26 protein-coding genes are annotated in these 25,801 nt (G+C 68.9%); 13 read left to right on the top strand and 13 right to left on the bottom strand.

The window, feature by feature from the left end; genetic code table 11:
* Window positions 1-78 precede the first annotated feature (78 nt).
* Window positions 79-783 carry an SDR family NAD(P)-dependent oxidoreductase gene (locus BLW75_RS31975; RefSeq protein ID WP_034309026.1) on the bottom strand — a complete coding sequence of 235 codons (705 nt, stop codon included), beginning with the start codon at window positions 781-783 and terminating at the stop codon, window positions 79-81.
* An 85-nt stretch (window positions 784-868) separates the two neighbouring features.
* Here BLW75_RS31975 and BLW75_RS31970 point away from each other — a divergent pair, with 85 nt between their 5' ends.
* Window positions 869-1,486, top strand: coding sequence for a TetR/AcrR family transcriptional regulator (locus tag BLW75_RS31970; protein WP_034309028.1), 618 nt, complete (start codon window positions 869-871; stop codon window positions 1,484-1,486).
* 48 nt (window positions 1,487-1,534) lie between these two features.
* Entirely contained in the window at window positions 1,535-2,110 is a 576-nt protein-coding gene (locus BLW75_RS31965) for a hypothetical protein (RefSeq protein WP_034309031.1), read from the top strand.
* Window positions 2,111-2,174: 64 nt separating this feature from the next.
* On the opposite strand, the gene BLW75_RS31960 is transcribed toward BLW75_RS31965, so the two are convergent.
* The 8 genes from BLW75_RS31960 to BLW75_RS31925 form a co-directional block, all read right to left on the bottom strand.
* Window positions 2,175-3,080, bottom strand: a complete 906-nt coding sequence (locus BLW75_RS31960) for an SDR family NAD(P)-dependent oxidoreductase (RefSeq protein ID WP_091598727.1) — start codon at window positions 3,078-3,080, stop codon at window positions 2,175-2,177.
* Window positions 3,081-3,147: 67 nt separating this feature from the next.
* Complete coding sequence (locus BLW75_RS31955) at window positions 3,148-4,338, bottom strand: ATP-grasp domain-containing protein (RefSeq protein ID WP_034309033.1); 1,191 nt, start codon at window positions 4,336-4,338, stop codon at window positions 3,148-3,150.
* Window positions 4,335-5,390: a cysteine synthase family protein gene (locus BLW75_RS31950; RefSeq protein ID WP_034309035.1), complete on the bottom strand. Its 1,056-nt coding sequence runs from the start codon at window positions 5,388-5,390 to the stop codon at window positions 4,335-4,337. Before BLW75_RS31950 ends, BLW75_RS31955 begins: the two co-directional genes overlap by 4 nt.
* Window positions 5,387-6,370: an ABC transporter substrate-binding protein gene (locus BLW75_RS31945; RefSeq protein ID WP_034309037.1), complete on the bottom strand. Its 984-nt coding sequence runs from the start codon at window positions 6,368-6,370 to the stop codon at window positions 5,387-5,389. The genes BLW75_RS31950 and BLW75_RS31945 overlap by 4 nt, the downstream gene beginning before the upstream one ends.
* Complete coding sequence (locus tag BLW75_RS31940; RefSeq protein WP_091598724.1) at window positions 6,367-7,155, bottom strand: ABC transporter ATP-binding protein; 789 nt, start codon at window positions 7,153-7,155, stop codon at window positions 6,367-6,369. The genes BLW75_RS31945 and BLW75_RS31940 overlap by 4 nt, the downstream gene beginning before the upstream one ends.
* Window positions 7,155-8,249, bottom strand: coding sequence for a FecCD family ABC transporter permease (locus tag BLW75_RS31935; RefSeq protein WP_034309039.1), 1,095 nt, complete (start codon window positions 8,247-8,249; stop codon window positions 7,155-7,157). Before BLW75_RS31935 ends, BLW75_RS31940 begins: the two co-directional genes overlap by 1 nt.
* Window positions 8,230-8,970 (bottom strand): class I SAM-dependent methyltransferase, encoded by a 741-nt coding sequence (locus tag BLW75_RS31930; protein ID WP_034309042.1) that lies wholly within the window; start codon window positions 8,968-8,970, stop codon window positions 8,230-8,232. The genes BLW75_RS31935 and BLW75_RS31930 overlap by 20 nt, the downstream gene beginning before the upstream one ends.
* Before the next feature lie 322 nt (window positions 8,971-9,292).
* On the bottom strand, window positions 9,293-10,294 hold the full coding sequence (locus BLW75_RS31925; protein WP_034309046.1) for an XRE family transcriptional regulator: 1,002 nt from the start codon (window positions 10,292-10,294) through the stop codon (window positions 9,293-9,295).
* A 559-nt stretch (window positions 10,295-10,853) separates the two neighbouring features.
* On the opposite strand from BLW75_RS31925, the gene BLW75_RS31920 reads away from it, so the two are divergent.
* From BLW75_RS31920 to BLW75_RS31885, 8 genes are all read left to right on the top strand, one after another.
* The gene (locus tag BLW75_RS31920) at window positions 10,854-12,296 is read left to right on the top strand and encodes an FAD-dependent oxidoreductase (RefSeq protein ID WP_091598719.1); all 1,443 of its coding nucleotides are present in this window, start codon (window positions 10,854-10,856) and stop codon (window positions 12,294-12,296) included.
* Window positions 12,274-13,374, top strand: coding sequence for a Gfo/Idh/MocA family oxidoreductase (locus BLW75_RS31915; RefSeq protein WP_091598716.1), 1,101 nt, complete (start codon window positions 12,274-12,276; stop codon window positions 13,372-13,374). Before BLW75_RS31920 ends, BLW75_RS31915 begins: the two co-directional genes overlap by 23 nt.
* On the top strand, window positions 13,371-14,561 hold the full coding sequence (locus BLW75_RS31910; RefSeq protein ID WP_034309048.1) for a hypothetical protein: 1,191 nt from the start codon (window positions 13,371-13,373) through the stop codon (window positions 14,559-14,561). The genes BLW75_RS31915 and BLW75_RS31910 overlap by 4 nt, the downstream gene beginning before the upstream one ends.
* 109 nt (window positions 14,562-14,670) lie before the next feature.
* Entirely contained in the window at window positions 14,671-16,017 is a 1,347-nt protein-coding gene (locus tag BLW75_RS31905) for a UDP-glucose dehydrogenase family protein (RefSeq protein ID WP_241783447.1), read from the top strand.
* A gap of 66 nt (window positions 16,018-16,083) precedes the next feature.
* Entirely contained in the window at window positions 16,084-17,673 is a 1,590-nt protein-coding gene (locus tag BLW75_RS31900; RefSeq protein WP_091598713.1) for a DHA2 family efflux MFS transporter permease subunit, read from the top strand.
* A 31-nt stretch (window positions 17,674-17,704) separates the two neighbouring features.
* Window positions 17,705-18,697 (top strand): isopenicillin N synthase family dioxygenase, encoded by a 993-nt coding sequence (locus BLW75_RS31895; RefSeq protein WP_034309053.1) that lies wholly within the window; start codon window positions 17,705-17,707, stop codon window positions 18,695-18,697.
* Between the two features lie 105 nt (window positions 18,698-18,802).
* The gene (locus tag BLW75_RS31890) at window positions 18,803-19,198 is read left to right on the top strand and encodes a YciI family protein (RefSeq protein WP_241783458.1); all 396 of its coding nucleotides are present in this window, start codon (window positions 18,803-18,805) and stop codon (window positions 19,196-19,198) included.
* Window positions 19,199-20,419: an RNA polymerase sigma factor gene (locus tag BLW75_RS31885; RefSeq protein ID WP_034309059.1), complete on the top strand. Its 1,221-nt coding sequence runs from the start codon at window positions 19,199-19,201 to the stop codon at window positions 20,417-20,419.
* Window positions 20,420-20,478: 59 nt separating this feature from the next.
* On the opposite strand, the gene BLW75_RS31880 is transcribed toward BLW75_RS31885, so the two are convergent.
* Together BLW75_RS31880 and BLW75_RS31875 are read right to left on the bottom strand one after the other, a co-directional pair.
* Window positions 20,479-21,276 (bottom strand): DUF11 domain-containing protein, encoded by a 798-nt coding sequence (locus BLW75_RS31880; protein ID WP_338399989.1) that lies wholly within the window; start codon window positions 21,274-21,276, stop codon window positions 20,479-20,481.
* A gap of 257 nt (window positions 21,277-21,533) precedes the next feature.
* On the bottom strand, window positions 21,534-22,199 hold the full coding sequence (locus tag BLW75_RS31875; RefSeq protein WP_034309312.1) for a hemerythrin domain-containing protein: 666 nt from the start codon (window positions 22,197-22,199) through the stop codon (window positions 21,534-21,536).
* 110 nt (window positions 22,200-22,309) lie between these two features.
* On the opposite strand from BLW75_RS31875, the gene BLW75_RS31870 reads away from it, so the two are divergent.
* Together BLW75_RS31870 and BLW75_RS31865 are read left to right on the top strand one after the other, a co-directional pair.
* On the top strand, window positions 22,310-22,744 hold the full coding sequence (locus tag BLW75_RS31870; protein WP_034309061.1) for a MarR family transcriptional regulator: 435 nt from the start codon (window positions 22,310-22,312) through the stop codon (window positions 22,742-22,744).
* Window positions 22,745-22,752: 8 nt separating this feature from the next.
* Window positions 22,753-23,079: a YciI family protein gene (locus BLW75_RS31865; RefSeq protein WP_034309064.1), complete on the top strand. Its 327-nt coding sequence runs from the start codon at window positions 22,753-22,755 to the stop codon at window positions 23,077-23,079.
* Here the strand turns inward: BLW75_RS31865 and BLW75_RS31860 are convergent.
* The gene (locus BLW75_RS31860) at window positions 23,076-23,900 is read right to left on the bottom strand and encodes a class I SAM-dependent methyltransferase (RefSeq protein WP_034309066.1); all 825 of its coding nucleotides are present in this window, start codon (window positions 23,898-23,900) and stop codon (window positions 23,076-23,078) included. The genes BLW75_RS31865 and BLW75_RS31860 overlap by 4 nt on opposite strands.
* 143 nt (window positions 23,901-24,043) lie before the next feature.
* On the opposite strand from BLW75_RS31860, the gene BLW75_RS31855 reads away from it, so the two are divergent.
* Window positions 24,044-24,697, top strand: a complete 654-nt coding sequence (locus tag BLW75_RS31855) for an NAD(P)-dependent oxidoreductase (protein WP_091598707.1) — start codon at window positions 24,044-24,046, stop codon at window positions 24,695-24,697.
* Between the two features lie 85 nt (window positions 24,698-24,782).
* Here the strand turns inward: BLW75_RS31855 and BLW75_RS31850 are convergent, their stop codons facing one another.
* Window positions 24,783-25,703: a proteasome assembly chaperone family protein gene (locus BLW75_RS31850; protein WP_034309068.1), complete on the bottom strand. Its 921-nt coding sequence runs from the start codon at window positions 25,701-25,703 to the stop codon at window positions 24,783-24,785.
* Window positions 25,704-25,801: the final 98 nt, after the last annotated feature.

The raw sequence follows: 25,801 nt of genomic DNA, 5'->3' as shown, positions 1-25,801 counted from the left end.
CCCGCGGTGCCGAACGGCGCGTCCCCGCCACGTAACCGTCCAGATGTCGACGATCGTCTTCCTCCCGCCTGGTTACGGTCACCTCCCGAAGGACCCGACCAGCGCCTCCGGTGCTTCGCGGGTCGCATAGAGCTTCCAGAAGGCGTCGGCGAAGACGTCCGGGTGGATCACCTCGGGCTCGAAGTCCATGGGGCTCGCGGTGAGCGCCTGATGCGGCACGCTGCCCTCGATCAGCGCGCCGACGTTGACGGCCCCGGCATAGATCCCCTTCTCCGCGAGCACGGCGTTCAGGTTGTGGAAGTAGTTCCGCAGCGCGGCCTGCGCCATGCCGACGTTGCCGAGGAAGGGCGCCGGGTACCGGCCGGATTGCCCGGCGGTGAACAGGATCGCGCCGTCACCGCGCTCGTTCATGTCCGGCAGGACGGCCCGCACCAGCGCCACCGCGGACACCAGGAAGCGGTCCAGGATGAGCCGCAGGTTCTCCGGATCCACGTCGAGCACCGGCACGATGCCCTCGCCCATGGTCCCGCCGCCGGGGTTGAACGCCACCGCGTCGATCCGGCCGATGGCGGTGACGGCGGACTCGATCTGTGCCGGCTCGTAGACGTCGGCGACGAAGCCGTTCGCTTCGATGCCGTCGCGGGCGAGTTCGGCGACGAGCGCGTCGAGGTTCCCGGTGGAGCGCGCGACGAGGGCGATACGGAAACCCTCGCGGCCGAAGCGGCGCGCGAGCGAAAGTCCCAGCACCGGTCCGGCGCCGAAGATCGCGAGCGTCTTGGTCATCTGTCCTCCCGAAGGGGTAAGTTGAGGTTGCCCTCAACTTATACCCATAACTTGAGGCTGTCTTCAACTTGACTACGATGACGTCATGACCAAACCCCTGCGGAAGGACGCCCAGCGCAACCGCGACCTGCTGGTCGAGGCCGCCAGGGGGCTCTACGCGGAGCGCGGCCTCGACGTCGCGCTCGAAGAGATCGCCAAGACCGCGGGCGTCAGCATCGGCACGCTGTACAACCACTTCCCCCAGCGCGCGGATCTGGTGAACGCCGTGTTCGCCGACCGGACCGAGACCGTCGCGAAACTGGCCGAACACGCGCTTTCGCTCGACGACGCCTGGATCGGATTGACTTCCTTCGTCGAACGGGTCTGCGAACTGCAGGCCGCCGATCGCGGCTACAACGAACTCGCCGCGACGCGTCCACCACAGATCGAAGACCTCGAACGCGGCTACGAGCTCATGACCCGGATCGTCGACCGGGCCAAGGAGAGCGGCGCCCTGCGCGCGGACTTCACCCTCGAGGACATGGCCTTTGTGACCTGGGGGATCGCGCGCACCGTGGAGGCGACCGCGGCCGTCCGGCCGGAGGCCTGGCGCCGCCATCTCGCACTGCTGTTCGACGGGATGCGGGCCCCCGCGGCGAATCCACTGCCGGAGCCGGCGTTGCTGCCCGAGGAGTTGGCCCGTGTCATGGGCGGTTGCGGCTGAGGGCAACCCTCGGCCCCTCCGGCGCGTGTCCACCCCGGAGGGGATCCCATGAAGACGAAACTTCTGCTCATCGCTCTGACACTGTTCGTGACGACGGCCTGTTCCGGGGAGCCACCAGCGGCCCCCGCGACGGTCACCGTCACCCCGTCGTCCTCGATGCCGAAACCACCCGCCGGACCGGACGCCAAGACCGTCGCCTGGCTCGACGGGCTGTGCGGCGCGGTGTACGGCTTCATGAAGGCTTCCAGCGATCACGCGACCAAGCAGCGATCGGGAACCGAGGTGACCCGCGGCGCGCTGAAGGAGGAACTGGGGATCCGCGCGGGATTCGCGGGCAAGGCCGTCGAGGACCTGGCCGCGCTGCCGCCGTCGCCGATTCCCGGCGGCGACACGGTGCGGAAGTCCCTTGTGGACCAGTACACCGCCGCGAGGGACGCGGCGACCGCGGGCAAGCAGCGGCTGGAGAAGTCCGGGAACGCAGCCGCCATGGACGCGGCCATCAAGGCGATGGACGCCACGCAGAAGCCGATCACGGGGACTCCCGATCTCCTGCCCACGCTCAAAATCGAGACGCCGGAGCTGATGGCCGCCGCCGCGGCGGCCAAGAAGTGCGTACCCGCTTGACTCGTGCGCGGTGAGGCGAAGTGGCGTGTCACGACGCCCGGGGCCGGGAAACGGGGACCGGCGCTCAGGCCGGCGGCGTGAACCCGGGCGGCATGACCATCGGGCGCCCGGCGTTCAAGCCACCGTCGACGAGAACCGAAGTCCCGGTCAGATAGGCGAAATCCGGGGACGCCAGCGCGAGGACGGCCGATGCGATCTCCGCGGCTTCCCCCATCCTCGGCAGGCCATGGACGTTCAACGGCCCCCACGCCTCCTTGAATCGCGCCCACAGCTCGTCCGGGATCCCCGGCGGTCGCACCAGCCGGGTGTCGGTCGTTCCCGGGTCGATCGAGAACACCCGGATCCCCTTCGCGCCGTAGTCCAGCGCGGCCGCGCGCACGAGCCCCTGCACGGCGCGTTTGCTCGAGGTGTAAGCGGCGTGCCCCGGCCTGGTCTGGCCGGCCTGCGCCGACGCGGTGCAGACGATCACCCCGCCGCCCGACTTCAGCAGATGCGGCACCTCGTACTTGATCGAGAGGAACACGCCGCGCGCGTTGGTGCGCTGCACGTCCTCCCACTCATCGAGGGAGATCTCGTGCAGCGGCTTGCCGAGGTGGATCCCGGCGTTGTTGAACGCGATGTCGAGCCTGCCGTACCGCCGGGCGACCGCGTCCACAAAGGACTGCACCTGCTCGGGAACCCGGACGTCCGCCCGGAGATAGGTCGCTTCCCCGCCCGCACGGCGGATCTCCCGCTCGACCGCACGCCCGAGTTCTTCCCGCCTGCCACAGAAACCGACCTTCGCACCGGCCGCGGCGAAGGCGATGGCCGTCGCTCGGCCGATCCCCGACGTCGCACCCGTGACGATCACGACCTTGCCCGCGAACCGCCGCCGGTCTTCCCCCGCCGTGGCCGTGTTCGCCGCCAGCATCGTGACACCGGCCGCCATCGCGCCCCCGAGCACCGCGCGCCTGCCCACCGTTCCGTCCACAGTTCCCTCCAGATGGATAGCCTCACTTCCCAAAACAGAAAGTAGAGTTATCCATCTGAGAGGACTCTCAAGAACCGATCTCCGGCGTGATCCCGCCCGCCGCGGCCAGCGCGCGATGCAGCGCCAGCTCCGCGGTCGGCCCTTCGGCGAGGACGATCCCGGTGCACGACCGCTGATCCGCGAGGTGCCGGATCTCGTCGCCGGGGCTCGCCGTCGGATACCACTCCGGCGAACCGGGCAGGCCGGGCAGCCTGTCGAGCCCGGACCAGCCCTTCAGCACGCCTTCCGCGGCCGGGTACGCCAGGACGAACCCGATCCCCGGCCCCCCGCCGACTTCCTGGGTGAGCAAGGCGGGTTCCTCGCCCAGCGCCATGGCGATCATCGCGGAATAGACGTTGGTGCCCAACGACCGGCACAACGCCTCGCCGAGCATCGCCCCGCCGATCCGGATGTTGATCTCGACGACCTCCGGGCCGTCGGCGGTGAGCACGAATTCGGTGTGCGCGAAGCCCTGCTCGTGTCCGGCGGCCTTGAGCACCCGGCCGATCCAGTCGGCCAGCCCGGCGTACTCGGCCTCCGGGAAGGCCACCGGGAACGCGGCGGCTTCCTCACGCCGCACCGGCTCGGGCGACAGCTGGCGGGAGAGGATCCCGAGCAGCCGGGTCCTTCCTTGCCAGGTGACGGTTTCCGCGCTGTAGAGCGGGCCTGCGAAATACGGTTCGGCGATCAGATGACCCTTGAGCGGCGTGGTCTTCGCCTCCAGCCTGGCTCGTTCGAGTTCGGCGTGATCGCGGACGAGCCAGACGCCCCGCGACGACGTTCCCGAAGAGTCCTTGACCACCAAAGGAAAGCCGAGTTCTTCGGCGACCATGACCGGCACCGGCCTGCCGCGCGTGAGCCCGTGTTCGTACAACCGGTCGCGCACCGCGCCCTTGTCCCGCAGCACCCGCACGGCGGCCGCGTCCGGCCCGGGCAGGCCGAGCCGGGCGGTGAGTTCCGCGCCGGGCAACGCCCACGTGTCGGTCGAGTTGATGATCCCGGCGAGGTCCGGGATGGCGCGCAACGCGGTTTCACAGGCCGCGATGTCGGTGGTGTCGATGTCGACGACCTCGACGCGGTCCGGCCCGAGCGTGCCGAGTTCGTAGCGGTAGATGTCGCGATTCCCGGTGAACAGCACCAGCTTCCGCCCGGCCTCCGCAGCCGCGTCGGCGAGCCTGCCCAGGCCGAAGGTGAGCGCTTCCAACAGAACGACGGTCATGACACCCGCTCCTTCCGGTACAGCGGCTGGGCGGGGATCCCGAATCGGCGGCGGCTCCAGTCCATCGCCGCCCACGGCAGGGCGAGTTCGTCCAGTGAAGCGATCTCGCGCGGCGCGAGTCCCGCCGGGTCGACGGCTTCCCGATGCCGGGCGAAAACCCTTGCCGTGTATCGGTGTCCGGTATCCGCGCCGATCACGACGTGGGTCCGATCCGGATTCCGCGCCGCCTCCCAGCCCGCGACGAGATACGCCGCACCGGTGGAAAGCCCGGCGAACACGGCGTGCTCACGCATCAGGCCGATGGTGGCGGCCATCGCGTGCACGAAGTCCAGCCAGTGGATCCGGTCGTAGAGTTCGTGATCCACGTTGCCGAACGGGATGGCGGAACCGATCCCCGCGATGATCGCGTCCGGATCGGTGAACCGTTCGCTGCCGAAGGTGACACTGCCGAACGGCTGGACCCCGGTGAGGCGGACGTCCGGATCGCGTTCACGCAGCGACCGTGCGATCCCGCCGGTCGACGCGCCCGTGCCCACACTGCCGACGACGGTGAGCGGCCCGGACGGCAGCGCGCGGGCCACGAGATCGGCGACCTCGGCGTAACCCAGGTAGTGCACGGGATCATGGTACTGGCGCATCCAGTGCATGTCCGGATGACGGTCCAGCAGTTCGTGCACGCGCGCGACGCGGCGCCGCTGGTCGAGGCGGAGATCGTCCGACGGCGGCATCTGGTCCACCGTCGCGCCCAGGATCTCCAGCTGCGAGCGCATGGTGAGGTCGACGGTGGTGGACGCGACGATATGGCAGCGCAGGCCGTAACGATGACAGGCCATGGCCAGCGCGAGCGCGTAGATCCCGCTGGAGCTGTCGATCAGCGTTTGTCCTTTTCGGACGGTTCCGTCGGCGAGCAGTGACCGCACCGCGCCGAGCGCCGCGTAGACCTTCAGGGTCTCGAAGCGGATCAGCACGACGTTCGGTTCGAGCCGGATCAACGCCGGCGTCTTGATCGCGTCGGTGACGTGGTCGTGGACCAGCGCGGACATCGCGGTCACCGGCCGATCGAGCGCAGATACGCGGCCAGCGATTCGGCGCCCGCCGCGTTGCGCGGGCCGCTCACGAGATCTCCGTAAGAGATGACGTGGAACCGGTTGTCCCGCACGGCGGGTGTGTTCTTCAGTTGCGGCGCCGATTTGATGAACGCGATCTTCTCCTGCGCCGGCTGATCGGCGTAGTCCACCACGACGATCACCTCGGGTTCGGTCTTGACCACGGCTTCCCAGCCCACACTCCCCCAGCCGTCCGGAAGATCGCGGAAGACGTTCGTCCCGCCCGCGGCGTCGATGATGTCGTTGGGAGCGGCGTGTTTTCCTGACGTGAACGGCTGGTCGGTGCCGGAGTCGTAGACGAACACCTTGGCGGGCGGTGTCTTCGGCGCTCCGGCGCGGACCTTGTCGAAGCGCCCCTTGAGTTCCGTGACCAGCTCGTCGGCCCGCTGGCGGACGCCGAAGATGTCGCCGAGATTGCGCAGGTCGGTGTAGAGCGCCTCCAGTGGCGTCACCTCCGACTTCGCCGTCGGATACTCCCAGCAGGTCTCGGTGTGCAGATAACTCCGGATGCCGACCTGCTCCAGCAGTTTCGGGGTGATCCCGCGTTCCTCGCTGAACCCGGAGTTCCAGCCCGCGATCACCCAGTCCGCCTTGGCGTTGACCAGGATTTCGCGGGTGATCCGCGAGGTGCCGAGCCGCTCGACCTTGGCGTAGTCGTCCTTCCACGGCGAACCGGCGATCGACGGGTCGCCGAGCGAATTCATCACGTAACCGCGCATCCGGCCGGCGAGCCCGAGCGCGAACATCTTCTCGGCACCCGAAACGTCGTAGGCGACGGGACGTTGCGGTGCCGGGAAGGCGACCTGCGCGCCGCAATTGGCCACCGTGGCCTGTGCCGGCGCGGTCGGCCCGGCCTCGACCTGGGCACCGCAGGCGCTCAGGAGCAGTGCCGCGGCGAAGAGCGCGGTCACCCTGGACGGCTTCATCGTGTGATCCCCTCGGTTTCATCGGCGGGAAGGTCGTAGAGCAGTTGGAGGGCCCCGGTCACGGGGTGGGTCACCTGGGTGACCTCGACGCCGAAGACGGCGCGGACCGTTCCGGGGGTCAGCACTTCGGCCGGGGTTCCGCAGGCGGCGAGCGATCCGCCGCGCAGCAAGGCGATCCGGTGACAGACGGCAGCGGCGAGGTTGAGGTCGTGCAGCGCGACGAGCACGGTGAGGCCGCAGTCACGCAGGAATTTCAGCAGTTCGACCTGGTGGCGGACGTCGAGATGGTTGGTCGGCTCGTCGAGGACCAGCACCTCCGGTTCCTGCACGAGCGCCCTCGCCACCAGGACCCGTTGCCGTTCGCCGCCCGAGAGCGTCAGCACACTGCGCTGAGCGAGATGGGTGATGTCCATCCGCCACAAAGCTTCCCGGCACAGCGCGCGTTCACGGGCCGACAGCCGGAGATTGCCGCGCTGATGCGGCGACCGCCCGAGCGCGACGACCTCCTCGACGGTGAAGTCCAGATCGGCCCGGCTGTCCTGGGTGAGCGCGGCGATCCGGCGGGCGGTATCGCGCAGGCCCTGCTCGAGGAGGTCGGTGCCGTCGAGCAGGACCGCGCCGCCGGATGGCGCCAGCGCCCGGTAGACACAGCGCAACGCTGTCGACTTGCCGCTGCCGTTGGGGCCGAGAAGGCCGACGACCTCGCCCGCGCCGACGTCCAAGCACAGCTCACGGATCAGCGTCGTCCCGGCCACCTCGACGGAAAGTTCACGCAGTGACAGCATCAGCGGCCTCCGAACGCGTAGCCGCGTCGCCGCATCACGACGAGGAACACCGGTACGCCGATCAGCGCGGTGATCACGCCGAGCGGCAGTTCCTCGGGTGCGACGAGTGTGCGGGCGAGCAGATCGACCCACACCAGGAAGACCGCGCCCACCAACGGCGCGAGCGCCAGCACCCGGCGGTGCCCCGAACCGGCCATCATCCGCACCACATGCGGCAGGACCAGCCCGACGAACCCGATCGAGCCGCTGACCGCCACCAGCAAACCGGTGACGACCGCGGTGAGCAGGAAGAGCCAGCGGCGCAACGCGGCCGCGTCGGTACCGAGGCTCATCGCGGTCTCGTCGCCCATGGACAGGACGTCGAGCGCGGTGCCGTGACGGAGCAGGACCACGACCGCGACGGCCACCCCGAGCGCGGCCAGCGGCAAGGACGCCCACGTCGCCGCGCCGAGGCTGCCGAGCAGCCAGAACAGCACGGTCTGCGCGGCCTGGCCGTTCGGCGACAGGTAGACGAGCACGCTCATCAAGGCCTGGAAGGCATACGTGAGCGCGACCCCGGTGAGCACGAGACGCAACGGCGTCAGGCCGAATTTGCTGCGGGCGGCGAGATAGACGATCGCCGTCGCGCCGAGCGCGCCGATGAAGGCGGCCGTCGACAACGCCAGCACGCCGAGCCCGGCGAAGAGGCCGAACACCACGACGGCGGCGGCGCCGACCGAGGCGCCCGACGAGATCCCGAGCACGAACGGATCGGCGAGGGCGTTGCGGACCAGGGCCTGTACCGCGACGCCGACCACCGCGAGCCCCGCTCCGACCACCGCCGCCAGCAGCACCCGCGGGGTGCGGACCTGCCAGACGATCGAGTACCCGGTGACCTCGTCGCCGGTGATGGTGCCGCCGGTGATCGCCTTTCCCAGATAGCGCAGGACATCCGTGAGCGCGACGTTCGACGGGCCGAGCGCGATGCCCGCGATCAGCGAGATCAGGAGTGCGGCCGAAAGCAGGAGCACCGGGCCGGTGAGCCGGAGCGGGCGCGCGGTGTCGTCCTCCGGTTCCGCGAAGAGGCGGAGCGGTTCAGCCGGCACGTTCACCACGCACGATCAGGCGGCGCGCGTGGTTGTCGTACGGCGAGCCGTCGAAGTCACCGAAACACTCGACGCCGGTGAAGCCCGCCGTCTCGAACAGCGCCTTCAGTTCCGCGGCGCTGTACAAGAAGGACAGGATCGACGCCTGCTTCACCTCGCCGTCGCGGACCAGGGTCCACTCGGTCCTGAGCCGCGTCCAGTCGTCGAGAATGGTGTCGCGCATGAACACCGTCCCGCCGTCGACGTCGACCGCCTTCGGGCGACCGACCCAGCCGGCCAGCACCTCCTTGCCGAGTACGTCGATCAGCAGCCTGCCTCCGGGCGCGAGACTGGCGTAGGCGTTTCGGAGCACTGTGAGGTTGTCACCGGGCTCGGTGAAGTAGCCGAACGACGTGTACATGTTGATGATCAGGTCGTACGCGGCCGGTTCGGTGTATTCGAGCATGTCGGCCTGGATCAGCTTCGCGGCGACTCCCGCGTTCTCACACGCTTCGCGCGCACGTTCGAGCATCGCCGGGCTGAGGTCGACGCCGGTCACGTCGGCGCCCTTCTTCGCCAGCGGCACGACGTGGATCGCCGGACCGCAGGCCAGGTCGAGCACCTTCGCGCCGTCGGCGACTTCGAGCAGCGGTGACGTGGCCGTCAGGCGTTCGGCCTCATCGGCCCGGCTGGGCGGGAACATCACGTCCGCGAAGCCGACCCACAGGTCGTCGTCCTCGTACCAGTGCATCTCTCTCCGCTCGCCGGGCCGCATGATTCAGCCCCACAAGTCGTCGAAAGGTCGTCTTCGGTTCCCGGCTATGCCACCTTTCTCGTGGAGTGATCACAGGACGAGGTCCGTAGTCGCCGATTCGGTTGGTCTCGAATGCCCGCCGCGGCCGCACGGGTGGTGTGTCGTCCGCCTGATCACGCGTGTCGTCCGAACGGTCACGAGGCCCGACCCACTCGGTATCGCCTCCTGTACTGCCGGGACCTGACGAGTAGGTGACGAGCTTGGGCCGGGTGTCCCGAAAGTGGCTTTCGCGACACCACCTCCGGAACCCCCAGGCCACTCACGGCGGCGGGATCAGATCGATGAGGAAAGTCTGGTCAGGCGCTCCGGAACACCGTTCCCGGACCACCTCCGTACCCGCGACGGTGTCCAGGTCGCGCAGGCCGAGACACTGGCTGGTGCCGACAGGCCGGATGAGGAACCGTCCCGGCTCCGCCGGATCCGCCGAGGCGATGGTGAACAACTGGTCCGTACCATCGTCGTCACAGTCGTCGCGGGACTCGATCAGGTCGTGCCCCAGCCCTTCGTTCACGACCGTGAGGCAGCCGACCCCGGTCTCCGGATGGTGCCACTGGAACTGCACGGCGTTCTCTTCCCCGACGGGGTCGATGAACAGGCGCGGCGCCGCGTCACCACCACAGATCTGCTGGGCGACGATGGCACCGGAATAGAGCCGCGTCCGATCCCGCCCCTCGGCGAGACAGAACTCGGGCGACCGGGCCGGCCGGATCTGCGCCCAGCTGCCCACTTCCCGCACGTCCAGCCCCGGCACCACGGCCGCGGTTTCCTTGGCCTTCGAGGACGCGCCGAACGACCTCGTCAGATATCCCAACGTCCCGACGAGGACGAGGCTCACGATCGCGGCGACGATCATCGGCGCGTGCCAGCGCCGACGGGGTCGCGGTTCCGGCTCGGGCTCCGGCGGTGGGACGGCTTCCCCCTTCGTCTCGTCGGGGGGCCGCGGCGGTGCCCCCATCGCGATCCGTGTCCGGGCGTCGAGCCACCGCCGTACCTCTTCGTCGTTCAGTCCGCACGCGCGCGTGAACGTCTCGACGAACGATTCGCGGGGCAGTGTGGTGCGGCCGAGAGTGGTCGCGACCGTACTCGCCGGAAGGGTTCCCCCGAGTTCTTTCGCCCTTCCGGCCAACTGCCGATAAGTCAATCCGGACCACGTTCTCAATACACGCAGTGCTGCTGTGAACTCAGCCGGTGAAGCCGTCGAGTCCGGCGGGTGAACCGTCGCCGGCGACTCCCCGTCGTCGCCCCCCTCATCAACGATCATCGCTCTAGATTGACTGAGGCGATCTCAGCCGCGATACCGCCATTCAGCGGCGCCGGAAACCGCTGTTCGGACCACTCGAACGATTTCGAACAAGGCCGAACTGGCCGAAGGTTGCCCCTGCGCTGGTCAGGAAGTCAGGCTGGCTCCAGTCGGCCTGAACACCGACCGAACCTGGGGAGGCCCGGGAAAGCCGGGCCGAAGAAAAATGAGCGAACCAGAGGCATCCGCACGACCATCGTCAAGGGCGCCGGTGAACCCGGCGGAAACTCCTGGTTCAGCTCGGAAGGCGTCCACTGAAATCTCTGTGCTGTTGAACGCCGGATGACGCCGGCATCGCCCGTATGGGGCTGGCGATGCGCTGATTCCGAAGAAATACCCTCGTGCGCCGCACATCTGAGCACACGCGAGGAGTGAACGCTGCGATTCCCGCAGCGAACCGACGGTTCGACACCCGTTCGCGGGCATAACCCTTCGTCACGCCCTTCGGCGGTACGTCGCGGTCTCGTTCGAACTCGGTCGTCCCTGAATTGGCGAACATCGGATTTGTGGAGCGTTGTTGATGGATAACGGTCGAAATACCGTCGCCGAGAGGCAGGTCGTCGTCGTCGGCGCCGGTAATGCGGGTCTCTGCGCGGGGATAGCCGCGCTACAGGCAGGCGCGAAGGCGGTCAGCGTCCTCGAAGCCGCACCGAAACAATTACGCGGCGGGAACAGTTCCTTGACCAGGACGATGCGGTTCTCCTGGCAGGGAAGCCCATTCATCGCTTCCCTGTTACGGGAGGCGGACAATGAGCGCGTCGACGAGATCTTGGCGGGCCGGTCCGGGTACACCGACGAGCAGTACCTCCGCGATTGGCTGGCGGTGTCCGGCGATCAGGTGGACGTCGCCCTCATCGAATCGATCATCCGCCGTTCGACGGACACGATCACCTGGATGCGCGACTTCGGCCAGCGCTGGGCGCCGAGACCGACCCCGCTGCCCGGTGACGTGCCGATCGTCCTCGACGGGGGCGGCCAGAGCCTGCAGGACCGGAACTTCGCCCGGTTCGAGCAGCTCGGTGGAACGGTCTTCTACGGCAGCGCGGTCACCGGCTTCGAAAAGACCGCCGGCGACCGCTATCTGCTCGACGGCTCCGGCCCCGCGTTCCCGATGGTCGCCGACGCGCTGGTGCTGGCATCGGCGGGCTTCGAGGCGAACACCCGGCTCCGTGAACGCCACCTCGGCGAGGAGTGGCGGGACGTGAAGCTGCGCGGCGTTCCCTTCAACGAAGGCGCCCCGCTGACGGCGGCCATCGACATCGGCGCCGACACCGCGGGCAACTGGGAGAAGTGCCACACCACGCCGCAGGGCATCAACCTGCCCGACCACATGCTGCCGGGGCAGATGCACAAATCCCACGGCCTCGCCCGCTACGCCTTTCCGCTGGGCGTCGTGGTCAACCGCGAAGGGCGCCGGTTCTTCGACGAATCCGGCGGCTACAGCAACCTCACCTACGTCACGCTCGGCCAGAAGATCCAGGAACAGCCCGGAAAGATCGCCTTCCAGATCTTCGACGACAAGGTCTTCTCGGCGGGCTCGCTCCCGAAGGGTTACGTCGGCGACCCTGCGTCCGTGTCCGTCTCCTCGCTCGAGGAAGGCGCCCGGCGGCTCGGTATCGACGCGGCGAACCTGACCGCCGAAGTCCAGCGGCTGCACGCGGGCCAGGCGGAGAAACGTCTAGACACGCCCCCGTTCCTGTTCGTCCCGGTGGTCTGCGGACTGACCTTCACCTACGGCGGGCTGTCCGTGACCCCGGACGCCGAGGTACGCGGCGGCGGCGAGCCGATCAGCGGCCTGTACGCGGCGGGCGTGATCGTCGGCGGCCTTTACGACCAGGGCTACCCGGGCGGCACCGGTCTGATGGCGGGCGCCGTGCTGGGGCGGGCGGCGGGAACGTCCGCCGCCCGTCACGCCATCCGGTCACGGGGAGGGGAAGCCCGTGTCGGCACCAGCGCTGGCTGAGAAGACGATCGTGATCGTCGGGCTCGGCAAGATCGGTTCGCTGTACGCCGCGTGTTACGGCCAGGCGGGGCACCGGATCCGCACGGTGGACATCGGCGACGGCGCCGACTGGGAGCGGGTGGCGCAGGTGCCGGACCCCTCGGCGGTCGACGCCTGGGTGGTCGCCACCCCGACGGTGACCCATCTCGCGGTCGTCGAAGAGATCCTGCGGCGGCAGCCCGATGCCCGGGTCCTGCTCGAGAAACCCGCCTGCTACCCGGAGGATCTCGCCGGTCTCGGCCACACGGTCCGGCGCCACCCTCGTGCCCGGATCATCGTCAACGACGTGTATTCGCACAGCGAAGCCGTGCAGCGCTTCGCGGCGTCGGTGCGGGACCTCGCCGGCTTCGACCCGATCAGGAAGATCACCGTCGAATTCACCAAGAACCGGGAATTCGACGTCGCGAACGGCAGGTTCGTCGACACCCAGTACGGCGAGGCCGGCTACGAGGGCTTCCACATGCTGAGCATCCTGCGCGCGATCCTGCCTTCCGCGGCGTACCGGGCGTACCTGCGTACGGTTCCGTCTTCGGTGACGGCGGAGATGCGGGTGCGGACCATGGCGCCCGGCATCCCGGAGGTCGAGCTCTACACGTCGTCGACCGGTGCCATCGCCTTCCCCGAACTGGCCGGATTCGCTTTCCCGGAAAAGGTTTCGGAGGACTTCATCGCCCCATCGGCGATCCCGTACGGGTCCGAGTTCCGGTACCGCTTCGCGGACGTCGAACTCTTCTCCGGGAAGCACGTCACCCTGGTCTTCGAACCGTTCTTCGGCGCGGATCCCGACCACAAGAACGTCCACGCCGTCCACATCCGGGACACCGCCGCTCCGGCGCGCCATTTCCGCATCGCCGTCAACCATTTCAAGGAGGCACTTCTGACCCAGCTGGACCTTTTGCAGCACCTCGACGAGGGCACCACGGTGGTCCGCCCCGCCGAGCACCGGTTCCTCGCCGCCTTGGGTTCGGCGATGTTCACCGGAATCTTCCCGCACACAACGGAAAACGAGAAGTTCGCACGGATTGGGAGCGAAGCATGACGCGAAGCATCGAGGATCTTTCGACACTGTTGAGGCCGGCCAAGGACATGCTGCCCGAGGTCTCGGACCGCGACGTGGCGCTGGCCGAGGTCACCGGCCAGATCAAGAACGACGACGCCGCCCGGGCGCTGTTCTCGAAGGCGTGCCGGTTCGAGGCACCGTTCACCGCGAGCTGGATCCACGGCCCCGGTGACGAATCCCCTTACCTGTCACTGGAACTGGCCGCGTCGTCGCTGGACGACGACCGGTATCGCGCCCTGCTCGCCGACGTCGTGCTGTCGACGTCGACCTCGATCCCTTACGACTACCGGGCTCTGGCCGCGGAAAGGCTCGTCCAGGCCGGAACGGGCGAGTACGCCGGTGCTCTCCAGGAGGTCGTCGACTCCTACGAACCGCTGCCCGCCCGGGGTCTGCAGGCGAAGATCGCCGTCCCCACCGACGGCATCGATCACCTCTTCGACATCCCCGAGACGGTGACCGGCAGGCTCAACCTCCTGATCGCGGCCAGCCGGGCGAAAACGCTGGAGAGCAGGCACATGCTCGCCGTTCGGGTCCTCGCGAACGGTGTCCTGCCATCGGAACCGGTCGGCGAGCCGGAGCGGCTGATCCTCGAAGACGTCGGGACGACCATGGTCGCGCCGTCGGACTACCTCGTGCCGTGGGACCAGGAGTTCCCCGGGGAGCACGGTTCCGGCCTCACGCTCGCGGAACTGGTGCGCATCACCTTGATGTGCGGCGAATTCTCGCTTCCGGACACCACCGTGCGGCCGATCCTGGTCGACTTCTACCGCTCGGTGCTGCGCACCTGCGGCCGGTCGATCATCGGCCTGTCGGCGGGGGTGTTCCATGTGGAGCACGGCACGCTCGCCACGCCTTCGTACTACTACCAGGGCCGCGACGCGATCCTCGGCAAGGGCTGCGTGATCGACTGCGTCGGCGGGGCGGTGCTGCAGGCGGGTTCGTTCCTCGGCGGCGGCTACATGCCGATCCTGATCCACACCCACAAGCACATCCGCAAGGGCGGCCAGGCCGCCGCCTCGGAGCGGAAGCAGATCCTTCCGTGCGTCTTCGCGGCGGAGGCGGGCGCCCGCTATCCGATGGACGCCATCGGCCTGTTCGAAACGGTGGACTACCTCGGCAAGGAGACCCCGTACGAGGGGATCAGGGCCATCCCCCACGCCAAGTGACTCACGGCTCGTCCTGCTGAAAATCCGTATCTCGCGATGGCGCCGGGCCGTGCGGCTCCGTACTGCCCGGCACCATCGAAAACTGGAGGGTAAGGGAATGGGTGCAACAATGGGGGCAGAAGTCGCCGTCATCGGCGCGGGCTACGTCGGGCTGACCACGGCCGCGTGCCTCTCGTCCTTGGGACACCGCGTCGTCTGCGCGGACGTCGACCAGGAGAAGGTCGACGCGCTGCGGCGCGGCGAGGCGACCATCAGGGAACCGGGGATCTGCGAACTCGTGGTGGACGGGCTGGCGTCCGGGCATCTGCGGTTCGTCCTCGGCGCGAGCGCGGCGGCGGCTGGGGCGGATATCGTGATCCTCTGCGTGCCGACCCCGATGGGCGCGAGCGGCGCGGCGGATCTGACCACTTTGGAATCCGTCGTGGCCGAGGTGCGGGATCTGCTGCCGCCCGGCTGCGTCGTGGTGAACAAGTCGACGGTCCCCGTCGGCACGGCGGCCCGCGTCGCGGACCTGATCGATCGCCCCGACGTGGCGGTCGTGTCCAATCCCGAGTTCCTGCGTGAAGGGTTCGCGGTCTACGACTTCCTGAACCCCGACCGGATCGTGGTCGGTTCGGCCGACCGTGACCCGGCCCCCGCCCGCCGGGTCGCCGAGCTGTACGAGAAGCTCGACACCTCCGTGCTGGTGACCGATTCCGCGAGCGCGGAGATGATCAAGTACGCCTCCAACTGCTACCTCGCGACGCGTCTGTCCTTTGTGAACACCGTCGCCGAACTGTGCGAGTACCTCGACGCGAGTATCGACGACGTGACGACCGGAATGGGTTACGACGAGCGGATCGGCAAGTCGTTCCTGCGACCGGGCCCGGGCTGGGGCGGTTCCTGCCTGCCGAAGGACACTTTCGCGCTGCTGCGCACCGCGGAATCGGCAGGCAGCGATTTCGCCCTGCTGCGAGCGGCGATCGAGACCAACGTGAAGCAGCAGGAGCTCGTGGTCGACAAGGTGCGCAAGGCCGTCGGCGGCGACCTCGCCGGCGTCCGGATCGGCCTGCTCGGCTTGACGTTCAAGGCCGGGACGGACGATCTGCGGGATTCCCCGTCGCTGGCGATCGCGGCGCTGCTGGCGGCCGAGGGCGCGGAATTGACCGGGTACGACCCCAGCGTCCACGCACCGGTGCCGGGCGTGACGGACGACGTCCGGATCGCCGGGACCGCTTATCACGCGGCGAACGGGGCGGCGGCGGTCGTGCTGCTGACCGAGTGGCCGGAGTTCCGCGCCCTCGACTGGGGACGGATCGCCGACCGGCTCCACGGCCGGTCCGTCATCGACACCCGTAACCTGCTCGATCCGCACACCGTGGCGCGGACCGGGCTCTCCTACCAGGGCATCGGTCGTCCGGACAGCGTCTGGGCGCCCGTGGCGAACGTCGCCGAAATGGTCACGCAAGCAGGATGACCCCGGGGGCGGACGGCGGGCGGCCCCGCTCGTCGTCCACCTCACGGCGCCGGATGAGGAGGACGGATGCCGAAGCGGACCCGGCCCTGGCCCGCGCTTTTCGCACTGTGCCTGGGTTTCTTCATGGTCATGCTCGACATCAGCATCGTGAACATCGCGGTGCCGTCGATGGTGCGCGAACTCGGCACCGAGCTGACCGCGGTGATCTGGGTGACCAGCGTGTACCTGCTCGCCTACGCCGTCCCGATCCTGCCGGCCAGCAGGCTGGGCGACCGATTCGGACCGAAGCGCGTCTTCGTCGCCGGGCTGGTGGTGTTCACCGCGGCGTCACTCTGGTGCGGGCTCGCCGGTGACGTGGAGACGCTGATCGCCGCCCGCGCGGTGCAGGGTTTCGGTGCCGCGTTGATGACCCCGCAGACCACGGCCTTCATCACGCATCTGTTCCCGCCGGACGAACGCGGCCCGGCGATGGGCGCCTGGGGCAGTGTCGCGGGCCTCGCCATGATCGCCGGCCCGGTGCTGGGCGGGGTGCTCGTCGACCGGCTCGGCTGGGAATGGATCTTCTTCGCGAACGTCCCGGTCGGGCTGATCGCGCTGGCGCTCACCGTCGTCCTCGTCCCGGACTGGCGGCCGGGGAATTCGCACCGCTTCGACGTTCCCGGCATCCTGCTCTTCGGCGCGGGTCTCGTCTGCGTCGTCTTCGGTATCCAAAATGGACAGACCTACGGCTGGGGCACGGCCTTCGAGATCATCGGGGCGGGGGTGCTGCTGCTGGGTGGTTTCGTCCTGTGGCAACGGGCCAACCGCCGCGAACCACTGCTGCCGTTACGGATCTTCCGCCACCGCGACTTCTCACTGGGTGCCGCGTCCGCGGTGACGGTCGGTTTCACGATGACCAGCATGCTCCTCCTGTTCGTCATCTACGTCCAGTCGGTGCTCGGGCTGTCCCCGGCCGACGCCGGGCTGCTCATCGCGCCGCTCGCCCTGGTGTCCGGCGGCGTCGCGCCGTTCGCGGGCAGGCTTTCGGACCGGGTGAATCCCAAGTACCTGCTGGCGTTCGGGATGCTCTGCTTGAGCGGTGGCCTGTGCCTCGTCTCGCTGGTGATCATCCCGGCGAGCTCGCCGCAGGCCCTGCTCCCCGGACTGCTGCTCTGCGGCCTCGGGGTCGGGTTCACCTTCTCCCCGATGAACAACGTGACCCTCAACTCCGTCGAGCGTTCGCTGGTCGGCAGCGCGTCGGGCATCTTCAACACCGCGCGCCAGGTCGGCGGGGTGCTCGGCGGCGCGGCCGTCGCGGTCCTGGTGCAGGCGCGGGCCGGGGCCTCGATGACGGCGCTGGCGAACGAAGCGGCGGCGGCGTTGCCCGCCGAATTCCGGCAGCGGTTCATCGACGGTTTCACCGGGGAGGCCGGGGCGGAGGCCGCCGCCTCCGAGTTCGGCGGCACTCCGGAGATCCCCGCGGATCTGCCGTCCGAGATCGCGGCCCAGGCACGGGAACTGGCCGCGCAGATCACCGGCGCCGGGCTCACGGACGCGGTCAAGGCCGCCTTTTTGCTTCCCGTCGGCGCGCTGATCCTCGGCCTGGTGTGCTCGGTGAACCTGCGGGGGCCGATCGGGCGGCGCGAATCGCCCGATCGGATGCCCGCGGCCCGGTGAGCACCGACGCGGACCTGGCTACCGTCGCTGTATGACTCTCGTACCGACGGTCGACCTGAGCACCTGGCACGACGGCGACCGCACACAGCTCGCGCACGCCGTCGACGAGGCCTTGAGCCGCGTCGGGTTCCTGCAGGTGGTCGGGCACGGCATCCCGCGGGGGACGATCGACGACATGTGCGAAGCGACCGCTGCCTTCTTCGCGCTCCCTGTCGAGGAGAAGCTCCGATCCGCACCGGTCGACCGCGCTTCGGACCGCGGGTACGCGGCAGAAGGCACCGAAGGGCTGGCGTACAGCCTCGGCGAGACGACGCCGCCCGACCTGTCGGAATCGTTCGTCATCGGCGCGGAGCACATCGACGGTGAGGACCCCTACGGCTTCTTCGCCCCCAACATCTGGCCCGACCTGCCGGAGAACCTGCGTCCAGCGCTCACCGCGTACGCCGACGAAGCCCACCGGGTCGCCCGAGTGCTGCTGGAGATCTTCGAGAAGGCGCTCGGGCTGTCCGACGGCTACCTCGGCGCGTACACCCGGCATCCGACACGCACCTTGCGGGTGAATCACTTCGAGCGCCGTGCAGGAGCCCTCGAACCCCTGCCGGGCCAGATGCGGCTCGGCGCCCACACCGACTACGGCATCGTCACCGTCCTCTACGCCGACCCGGTCCCCGGCCTGCAGATCCACGGTCCCGACGGCGCCTGGCACGACGTCGTCCCCGCTGAGGACGCGCTGGTGGTGAACCTCGGCGACCTCACCGCGCAGTGGACCAACGACCGCTGGCGCTCCACCCTGCACCGGGTCGTGCCGCCGTCCGGGCCAGGACCGTCATGTCGGCGAAGCGTGGCGTTCTTCTTCGACGGCGATCACGACGCGCGGTTCGAATGCCTTCCGACCTGCCATTCCGCCGTCAACCCGCCGAAGTATCCGCCGGTCCTGGGCGGCGAGCACCTCTACGCCAAGATCACCGGCGGGCGGACCCTGGAACCGGCCGACGCGATGAACACCGCGGCGGACCGCGGTTGAGGGAGAATTCCCGGCGGACCATGTCCGGTCCGGTCCGGCGGCTCCGACGTCCCCGGCGGAAGGCACCGGAGCGGTGCCCGCCGAGAGGAGAGAACCGTGAAGTACATGATCATGATGTTCGGGTCGCAGAAGGACCTCGCCGACATCGCCGGTGCCTGGAGCAGCGACGAGGTCAAGGCCCTGCACGAGTTCATGGGCAAGTGGAACAACGATCTGGTCGAGTCGGGCGAGTTCGTCGACGCGCAGGGCCTCTCCCAGCCGGCGCACGCCCGCCGCATCTCCCTGCGCGACGGCTCCCTTGTGGTGACGGACGGACCGTACGCCGAGACGCAGGAGGTCCTGGTCGGGTACACGACCGTCGACTGCGCGAGCTACGACCGCGCGACCGAGATCGCGGCCCAGCTGGCGAACACCCCGCATCCGGAAGACAGCGACCTCGGCCGCGACTGGTACGTCGACATCCGGCCGTGCGCCGACAGCTTCGAAGAGCTGGAGCTTTAGGTGCCGGACAGCGGCGTCGAGGACCTCCTGCGCGAGCTGTCGCCGCAGGTCCTCGGCGCCGTCGTCCGCCGCTACGGTCACTTCGACCTGGCGGAGGACGCGACGCAGGAGGCGCTGCTCGCGGCCGCGACGCAATGGCCTGCCGAAGGGCGGCCCGAAAATCCGCGCGCGTGGCTCATCACCGTCGCCTCGCGGCGGCTGACCGACCTGCTCCGCGCCGAGCAGGCGCGGCGCCGTCGCGAGGACAACGTCGTCCAGCGGACCCTGCCGGAAGAACATCTCGCCCCCGCCGCGGACCGGCGTGCCGCCGACTTCGACGACACACTCGTCCTGCTCTTCCTGTGCTGCCACCCGTCCCTGTCGCCGTCGTCGCAGATCGCGCTGACCCTGCGGGCGGTCGGCGGCCTCACCACGGCGGAGATCGCCCGCGCGTTCCTGGTTCCCGAAGCGACCATGACCCGGCGGATCAGCCGCGCGAAGGCCGGGATCAAGGCCGGCGGTGTCCCGTTCGGCATGCCGCCGGAAGCGGGACGGCTCGACGCGGTGCTGCACGTGCTGTACCTGATCTTCACCGAGGGGTACGCGAGCACGTCCGGCCCCGATCTGGTGCGGAGCGACCTGTCCGCCGAAGCCATCCGGTTGACCAGGATCGTCCACCGGCTGCGGCCGGACGACAGCGAGGTCAGCGGGCTGCTCGCGCTGATGCTGCTCACCGACGCGCGCCGTCCGGCGAGGACGGGGCAGGACGGCGCGCCGATCCCGATGTCCGAACAGGACCGGAGCCGGTGGAACACCGAGTACGTCGCCGAGGGTGTCGCGCTGCTGTCCGAAGCACTGCCCCATGGGCCGACCGGGCAGTACCAGATCCAGGCGGCCATCGCCGCGCTCCACGACGAGGCGCCGAGCGCCGAGGAGACCGACTGGCCGCAGATCGAGGCGCTGTACGCACTTCTGCTGCGGCTCTCCGACAATCCGGTGGTGGCGCTGAACCACGCCGTCGCCGTCGGAATGGCCGAAGGACCGCGGGAAGGCTTGGTGGCGTTGGAAAAGCTGGGCGACCGGATCACTGGTGACCACCGGTTCCACGCCGCCCGCGCGCATCTGCTGGAGATGACCGGCGACACCGCCGCGGCGGTCGAGTCCTATGTGGACGCCGCGCGGCGCGCCACGAGCCTGCCGCACCAGCGCTATCTCAACGCCCGTGCCGAACGTCTGCGCTGACGCGATTCGTCACCTACTCGCGGCGTCGTTCAGCGCAAGCAGGTGACGAATCGCGTGGGTCAGCAGCTGACGAGGAGCCCGGTGATCGCCGTGCAGGTCGACGAAGCGGTGTCGTTGGCCGGGTTCGGATCGGCGACGGAACTCTGCGTGATCTTCGCGGTCGTCTTGACCGGTCCGACGGTCAGCAGCCCGGTCGCCACCGAGAACTTGGCCGTGGCACTGGCTCCGGACGCGAGCGACGGGAAGGCACAGTTGACGACCTTCGTGCCGCTCGGATTCGAGCAGGCCGAGGAGCCGGTGAAGCGCAACCCGTTACCGAGGGTCGACGCCACCCGGATCCCGGACGCCGCGGCCGGGCCCGCGTTCGTCACCTTGAGCGTGTAGTCGATCGACGACGTCAGGAGCCCGCGCGGGGACGCGGTCAGCGTGACCCCGAGGTCGGCGGCGGTCGTGCCGCCGGTGATGGTCAGGACGGGACCGTCGAACGTCTCGAAACTGTAGTTCTCACCGAGGAACTGGTGCCGCAGGGTCACCGGGCCGAGCGGAGCGTCGTCCTTGACCCGCAGGGTGAACGTCACCTTGCGGCTGTCGCCGGGAGCCACGTCCCCGACCCCGCCGCGGATGCTCACGACGTGCGAGCTGCAGCTGAGCGCTCCCGGGCACGAGACGACGTCGGCGATGCCCGTGAGCGGCGTCTCGGCGGTGTAGAGCGTCGCCGCCCCACCCTCGATGGCCGCGTCCGTGAGCGCGTTGTACAGCGAGTGCTCGACGGTGAACGTCTGTCCACGCTGGACGGTGGTCGGCCCGACCACCACCGAACTGGTGGGAGCCTCGGCGGAGGCGGGGGAAGGGGACACGAGCGTGATCGTGGCGGTCGCGACCACAAGCGACAGAAGTGTGGCTCTTCGGAGCTTCATCGGTTCTCACAATTCCGGTCGGGGGCGTCGCGCCGATCGGTGCGGACAACGATCAGTCGCCGGACGACGGGTATTCGTTACCGGTACTTTCCGCCGGCCGGACCGTCGCTTTCACCCGCTCGGAGCAACCAGGCGGCATGTCTCCGTGCGCAAGCAGTTCGATCACCCGCTCGCTCCCGAGCTGTGACCAGCGCCGGCTAGCTCGCGCTGTCACCGCGGAGCGCGGGAAGCAGATTCGCCTCCTCGTAAGCGAAATGCTCTTCGAGTCCGTTCACCACCCGCTCGAATTCCTCGCGCAGCGCCGCGCGTTCGATCGTCCCTTCGCCCTGCAGCAGCCGATCGAGATCGTGCAGCGCGCGGGACACGGTCTCATGCTCCCGGCGCAGCCGCTTCAGCGCCGGCGCGAGCCCGGGGTGGGCCTTCTCGATCGCGGTGAACGCGCCGTCCTCCCGGAGATGATGCATGCGCAGGTCATTGCAGAACGTCACGCAATGACCGAGCAGTTCGCCCCGCAGACGCGGCCGGTTCGCGACCGGCGCGCCGTCGAGTTCGGCCCGCGCGGCCGCCAGTGTCTTACGGAGCTCCCCGTGGTGGACGAGCAGCTGATCGGCGATCGCCCGGCCGCGGGCGGCGTCGACCTCCAAGAGATGCAGCGTGAAGCCCCGCTCCCCGCCTTCGAACGGCACGGCACGCGCGGCATGCGGTACGCCGTCGATCTCGAGAGTCGCCTGTGGACTGACCAGAAGGTCGCGATACCAAGGTGAATCACGGTCGGGCGCGAACGCCAGGTACCGGCTTCCGGCCGGGCGGCAGTCGACACGAGTGGTGCGGGGGCGCCCCGTTTCGGCGTCCGCGGTGGTCATCAGCACCGGTACTCCCCAGGTAGCATCATCGGGAAAGCTATTTTGCTTTGCAAGCAAAGCCTCTTTGTCTGCAAAGGTATCCAGGAGGGTGGCCGGTGTCAACCGAGGACATGGAAGTCGACGACGCCGTGCGGGCTTTGCTGCTGCTCATGCCGCGGATGGTCGGCAGGGCGAAGCGGATCAAAATCCCCGGCGAACTCCAGTCGTTGTCGTTGGCCCCACGTCACCTGTCGCTGTTGTCGTACCTGCTCTTCGACGGGCCCATGACGGTGAACGAACTGGCCGAACGGCTGGAGGTCGCCCCGACCACGGTGAGCCTGATGGTCGGGGAACTGACCAAGAAGGACGTGCTCGACCGGCGCGAGGACGAGACGGATCGCCGGCGGCGCATCGTCGCCATCGCCGAAGGGATGCGGCCCGCGATCGACGGCTGGCTCGCGCAGGGCGCCCGCGCCTGGCAGAAGGCACTCACGCCGTTGACCCCGGCAGAACGGCGCATGTTCATCGATACCCTGCGCGCGTACGAAGACGGACTGACCGACTAGGAGGAGCGGTGCGCTACCTGCTCATGCTCTGCGGGACCGACGGTGATCCGGCGGTGAACACCGACATCACCGAACCCTGCCGCGTCTGGGGCGAAGAGATGACGCGGCGCGGCCTGCGCGTCGACGGAATGGGCCTGCACCCGCCGTCGTCGGCGACGACCGTCCGCGTCCGCGGCGGCGAGGCACTGCTCACGGACGGTCCGTTCGCCGAGACGAAGGAACAGATCGGCGGCATCAACATCCTCGAATGCGACAGCCGCGAACAAGCCGTCGAGGCGGCGAAGACCCACCCGTGGGCCGCGATCGGCACGATCGAGGTCCGCGAACTGCTTTAGGTGATCCGGACGGTGACCTGATTGTCGGCGTAGGTGTAGGCCACGTATTCGAATTCGACGCCGGTGCGTTCGACGTACTCCAGCCACGCCTGGTGCTCGTGCCGCTGCCAGCCGGGATAATTGAAGAACTCGTCGAAATGCACGATGCTGCCGGACCGCAGACGCGGCCCCACCAGATCGAGCACGGTTTTCGCGGAGCTGTACAGATCGCCGTCCACGTGAAGGAAATCGACGACGCCTTCGTGCCGGTCGAGAAAACCGGGAAGCGTGTCCGCGAAAAGACCGACGACGAGTTCGGCGCCGGGGACATCGGGCAGGTCGTCGCGCGCGAACGAACCGGCGGGCATCCCGTTGAGCCAGTTCTCCGGCAGGCCTTGGAACCAGTCGAATCCGTAGGTCTCGACACCGCCCCGGGCCTTGGCGATCACCCGCAGCGTGTTCCCGCTCGCGACGCCGAATTCGAGGGCCATTCCACCGGACGGGGCAAGGGAGAGCGCGTACGCGAGAGTCTCTTGTGGACGCGCGAAATGTTTGGTCCCGGTCAGATGCTCACGGGCGAAACGATTGCTGTCCCTGGCCGCATCCTGGTCACCGGCGTAGATGATGTCGCGGCGGCTCCGGATTTCGAACTCGATGATCCGATCGAAACAGCGATCCCCTTGCCGGACGATCTCCGCGCGCAGTTCCGCGGCGACCCGGTCCAGTTCCTCCGTACAAGGATCATGGAAACGGCGGGCGAGCCGGTGCAGGCCCCGGCCGAGCGTGCCACGAGCCGACCGGCTCAGGGTTTTCAGGGCTGAATGGGGTACCAGGTGACGCATCCCGGGACGATACACCAGCACCTTTCGGGTGAACGGTGCCAGAAGGCGCGGAGCCGGTTTCGTTGCGGTAACCGAGGGGTCCGCTCCTAGCATCGCGATCACCGCCGACACTCGGGTGCCGGCACGGAAAAAAGGGGAGCACGATGAGCAGGATCGTCATCTTCGGGGCGGGCGGACGCGGCGGGCGCCGTGCCGTCGCCGAAGCAGTGAGCCGCGGGCACCAGGTCACCGCCGCCGTGCGGGATCCCGGCAGGCACCCGGATCTCGCCGGGGACGATGTCACCTTGATCGCCGCCGACGCCACCGTCGCGGACGACGTCGCGGAGGCCGCCGCCGGGCACGATGCCGCGATCAGTTCCCTCTACCGCGCGGATCTCCCGTCACGCGAGTACTACCCGGCCGCCGCGCACGCGCTGATCGACGGCCTCGGCCGGGCCGGTGTCGCGAGACTGGTCGTCGTCGGCGTCGGGTCGGCACTGGAGATCGCACCGGGCGTCGCCTTCCACGACCAGCCGGGCTGGCCGCCCGAACACCGCGAGTTCTCGCTCGGGCACACGGCGGAACTGGAGGTCTTCCGTGCGTCCGGCGACGGGCTCGACTGGGTGGTCGTCGCGCCGCCGCCGGTGATGCTCGACGAGCGCGCCGAACGCACCGGCGAATACCGCAGCGGGGACCACCGGGTGCTGCCGCGCGCGGCGGACGCGGGGCCGTTCTCCTACGCGGATCTCGCGGTCGCGCTGGTCGACGAGATCGAGCGGCCGAAGCATTCACGGGTCATGGTCGCGATCGACCACTGAGTCTCACCGCGGTACATGAAGGCCCCCTTCATTGCGCTAGACGCGGTGAAGGGGGCCTTCATGTACTTGCGGGCCAACGTGGGACTCAGCGCTCTGGGGCGTCCCCGCCGTTCTGCTCGGCCAGGAACCGCTCGAACTGGTTGCCCAGTTCCTCGGCGGTCGGCATGTGCTCGACCGACTCCGCGAGCAGGCTTTCCTTGCCGGACGCCTCCATGAACGTGTCGTACTGCTGCTCCAGCGCGCGCACGACTTCGGCGACCTTCTCCGATCCGGCGACCTGGCGGGCGATTTCCGCTTCCGCCTCGTGCGACGCCTTCCGCAGTTCCCCGTCCGGCAGGTTCAGCCCGGTCGCCGCGGCGACGGCGCCGAGCAGGTTCAGCGCGGCGCTCGGGTACGTCGAGTCCTCCAGGTAATGCGGCACGTGCGCCGCGAACCCCGACGCGTCGTGCCCCCACTCGCCGAACCGGAACTCCAGCAGCCCGGCGATACTGCCCGGCACCTGCATCCGGTTGGGCAGCGGGCGGTGGTCACCGACGAGTTCGTTCCGCGTCGCGTGCGCGGTCACGCCGAGCGGGCGCGTATGCGGCGCGCCCATCGGGATGCCGTGGAAACCGGTGGTGAGCCGGACGTCCCAGCGTTCGACCAGCCCGCGCACCGCCGCGCAGAACCGCTCCCAGTCGTGGTCCGGTTCCGGCCCGGTGAGCAGCAGGAACGGCACGCCGTCGGCGTCGTGCAGCAGGCGGACGACCAGTTCGGGGGCGTCGTAGGCGTCCCAGTGGTCGATCGAGTAGGTCATCGCCGGACGCCGCGACCGGTAATCGATGAGGCGGTCCACGTCGAACCGCGCGATCACCCGGTGTTCGGAGGAGTTCAGGAGCTGCTCGACGACGAGCCTGCCCGCCGAACCCGCGTCCATGAAGCCGTCGAAGTAGTGCAGGAGCACGGCCCCGCCGAGGTCAGGGACGTCCGAGTCCACCTCGTACAGGTCTTCCGGGTCCAGCGCCACCAGATCCTCCAGGTTTCGTGGGTACGACCGTCCACAGGATGCCAACGCCCCGATAGGGGGTATCCATTCCGCCGACGGTGGCTCGGATCCTATCGGTC

This window comes from Amycolatopsis lurida (genome assembly GCF_900105055.1).
In the GTDB taxonomy this organism is placed as follows: Bacteria; Actinomycetota; Actinomycetes; order Mycobacteriales; family Pseudonocardiaceae; genus Amycolatopsis; species Amycolatopsis lurida.
The sequence above is the reverse complement of the archived record's forward strand: the minus strand, read 5'-3'. Positions and strand labels throughout refer to the sequence as shown.

Excerpts from the sequence above, each read along its gene's own strand:
- BLW75_RS31855 (WP_091598707.1), top strand. The coding sequence starts at position 24,044 with ATGAGCAGGATCGTCATCTTCGGGGCGGGCGGACGCGGCGGGCGCCGT.
- BLW75_RS31925 (WP_034309046.1), bottom strand. The coding sequence starts at position 10,294 with ATGATCGTTGATGAGGGGGGCGACGACGGGGAGTCGCCGGCGACGGTT.
- BLW75_RS31875 (WP_034309312.1), bottom strand. The coding sequence starts at position 22,199 with ATGACCACCGCGGACGCCGAAACGGGGCGCCCCCGCACCACTCGTGTC.
- BLW75_RS31965 (WP_034309031.1), top strand. The coding sequence starts at position 1,535 with ATGAAGACGAAACTTCTGCTCATCGCTCTGACACTGTTCGTGACGACG.
- BLW75_RS31900 (WP_091598713.1), top strand. The coding sequence starts at position 16,084 with ATGCCGAAGCGGACCCGGCCCTGGCCCGCGCTTTTCGCACTGTGCCTG.
- BLW75_RS31895 (WP_034309053.1), top strand. The coding sequence starts at position 17,705 with ATGACTCTCGTACCGACGGTCGACCTGAGCACCTGGCACGACGGCGAC.
- BLW75_RS31970 (WP_034309028.1), top strand. The coding sequence starts at position 869 with ATGACCAAACCCCTGCGGAAGGACGCCCAGCGCAACCGCGACCTGCTG.
- BLW75_RS31860 (WP_034309066.1), bottom strand. The coding sequence starts at position 23,900 with ATGCGTCACCTGGTACCCCATTCAGCCCTGAAAACCCTGAGCCGGTCG.
- BLW75_RS31940 (WP_091598724.1), bottom strand. The coding sequence starts at position 7,155 with ATGCTGTCACTGCGTGAACTTTCCGTCGAGGTGGCCGGGACGACGCTG.
- BLW75_RS31955 (WP_034309033.1), bottom strand. The coding sequence starts at position 4,338 with ATGACCGTCGTTCTGTTGGAAGCGCTCACCTTCGGCCTGGGCAGGCTC.
- BLW75_RS31905 (WP_241783447.1), top strand. The coding sequence starts at position 14,671 with ATGGGGGCAGAAGTCGCCGTCATCGGCGCGGGCTACGTCGGGCTGACC.
- BLW75_RS31910 (WP_034309048.1), top strand. The coding sequence starts at position 13,371 with ATGACGCGAAGCATCGAGGATCTTTCGACACTGTTGAGGCCGGCCAAG.
- BLW75_RS31890 (WP_241783458.1), top strand. The coding sequence starts at position 18,803 with ATGATCATGATGTTCGGGTCGCAGAAGGACCTCGCCGACATCGCCGGT.
- BLW75_RS31945 (WP_034309037.1), bottom strand. The coding sequence starts at position 6,370 with ATGAAGCCGTCCAGGGTGACCGCGCTCTTCGCCGCGGCACTGCTCCTG.
- BLW75_RS31870 (WP_034309061.1), top strand. The coding sequence starts at position 22,310 with ATGGAAGTCGACGACGCCGTGCGGGCTTTGCTGCTGCTCATGCCGCGG.
- BLW75_RS31975 (WP_034309026.1), bottom strand. The coding sequence starts at position 783 with ATGACCAAGACGCTCGCGATCTTCGGCGCCGGACCGGTGCTGGGACTT.
- BLW75_RS31930 (WP_034309042.1), bottom strand. The coding sequence starts at position 8,970 with ATGCACTGGTACGAGGACGACGACCTGTGGGTCGGCTTCGCGGACGTG.
- BLW75_RS31920 (WP_091598719.1), top strand. The coding sequence starts at position 10,854 with ATGGATAACGGTCGAAATACCGTCGCCGAGAGGCAGGTCGTCGTCGTC.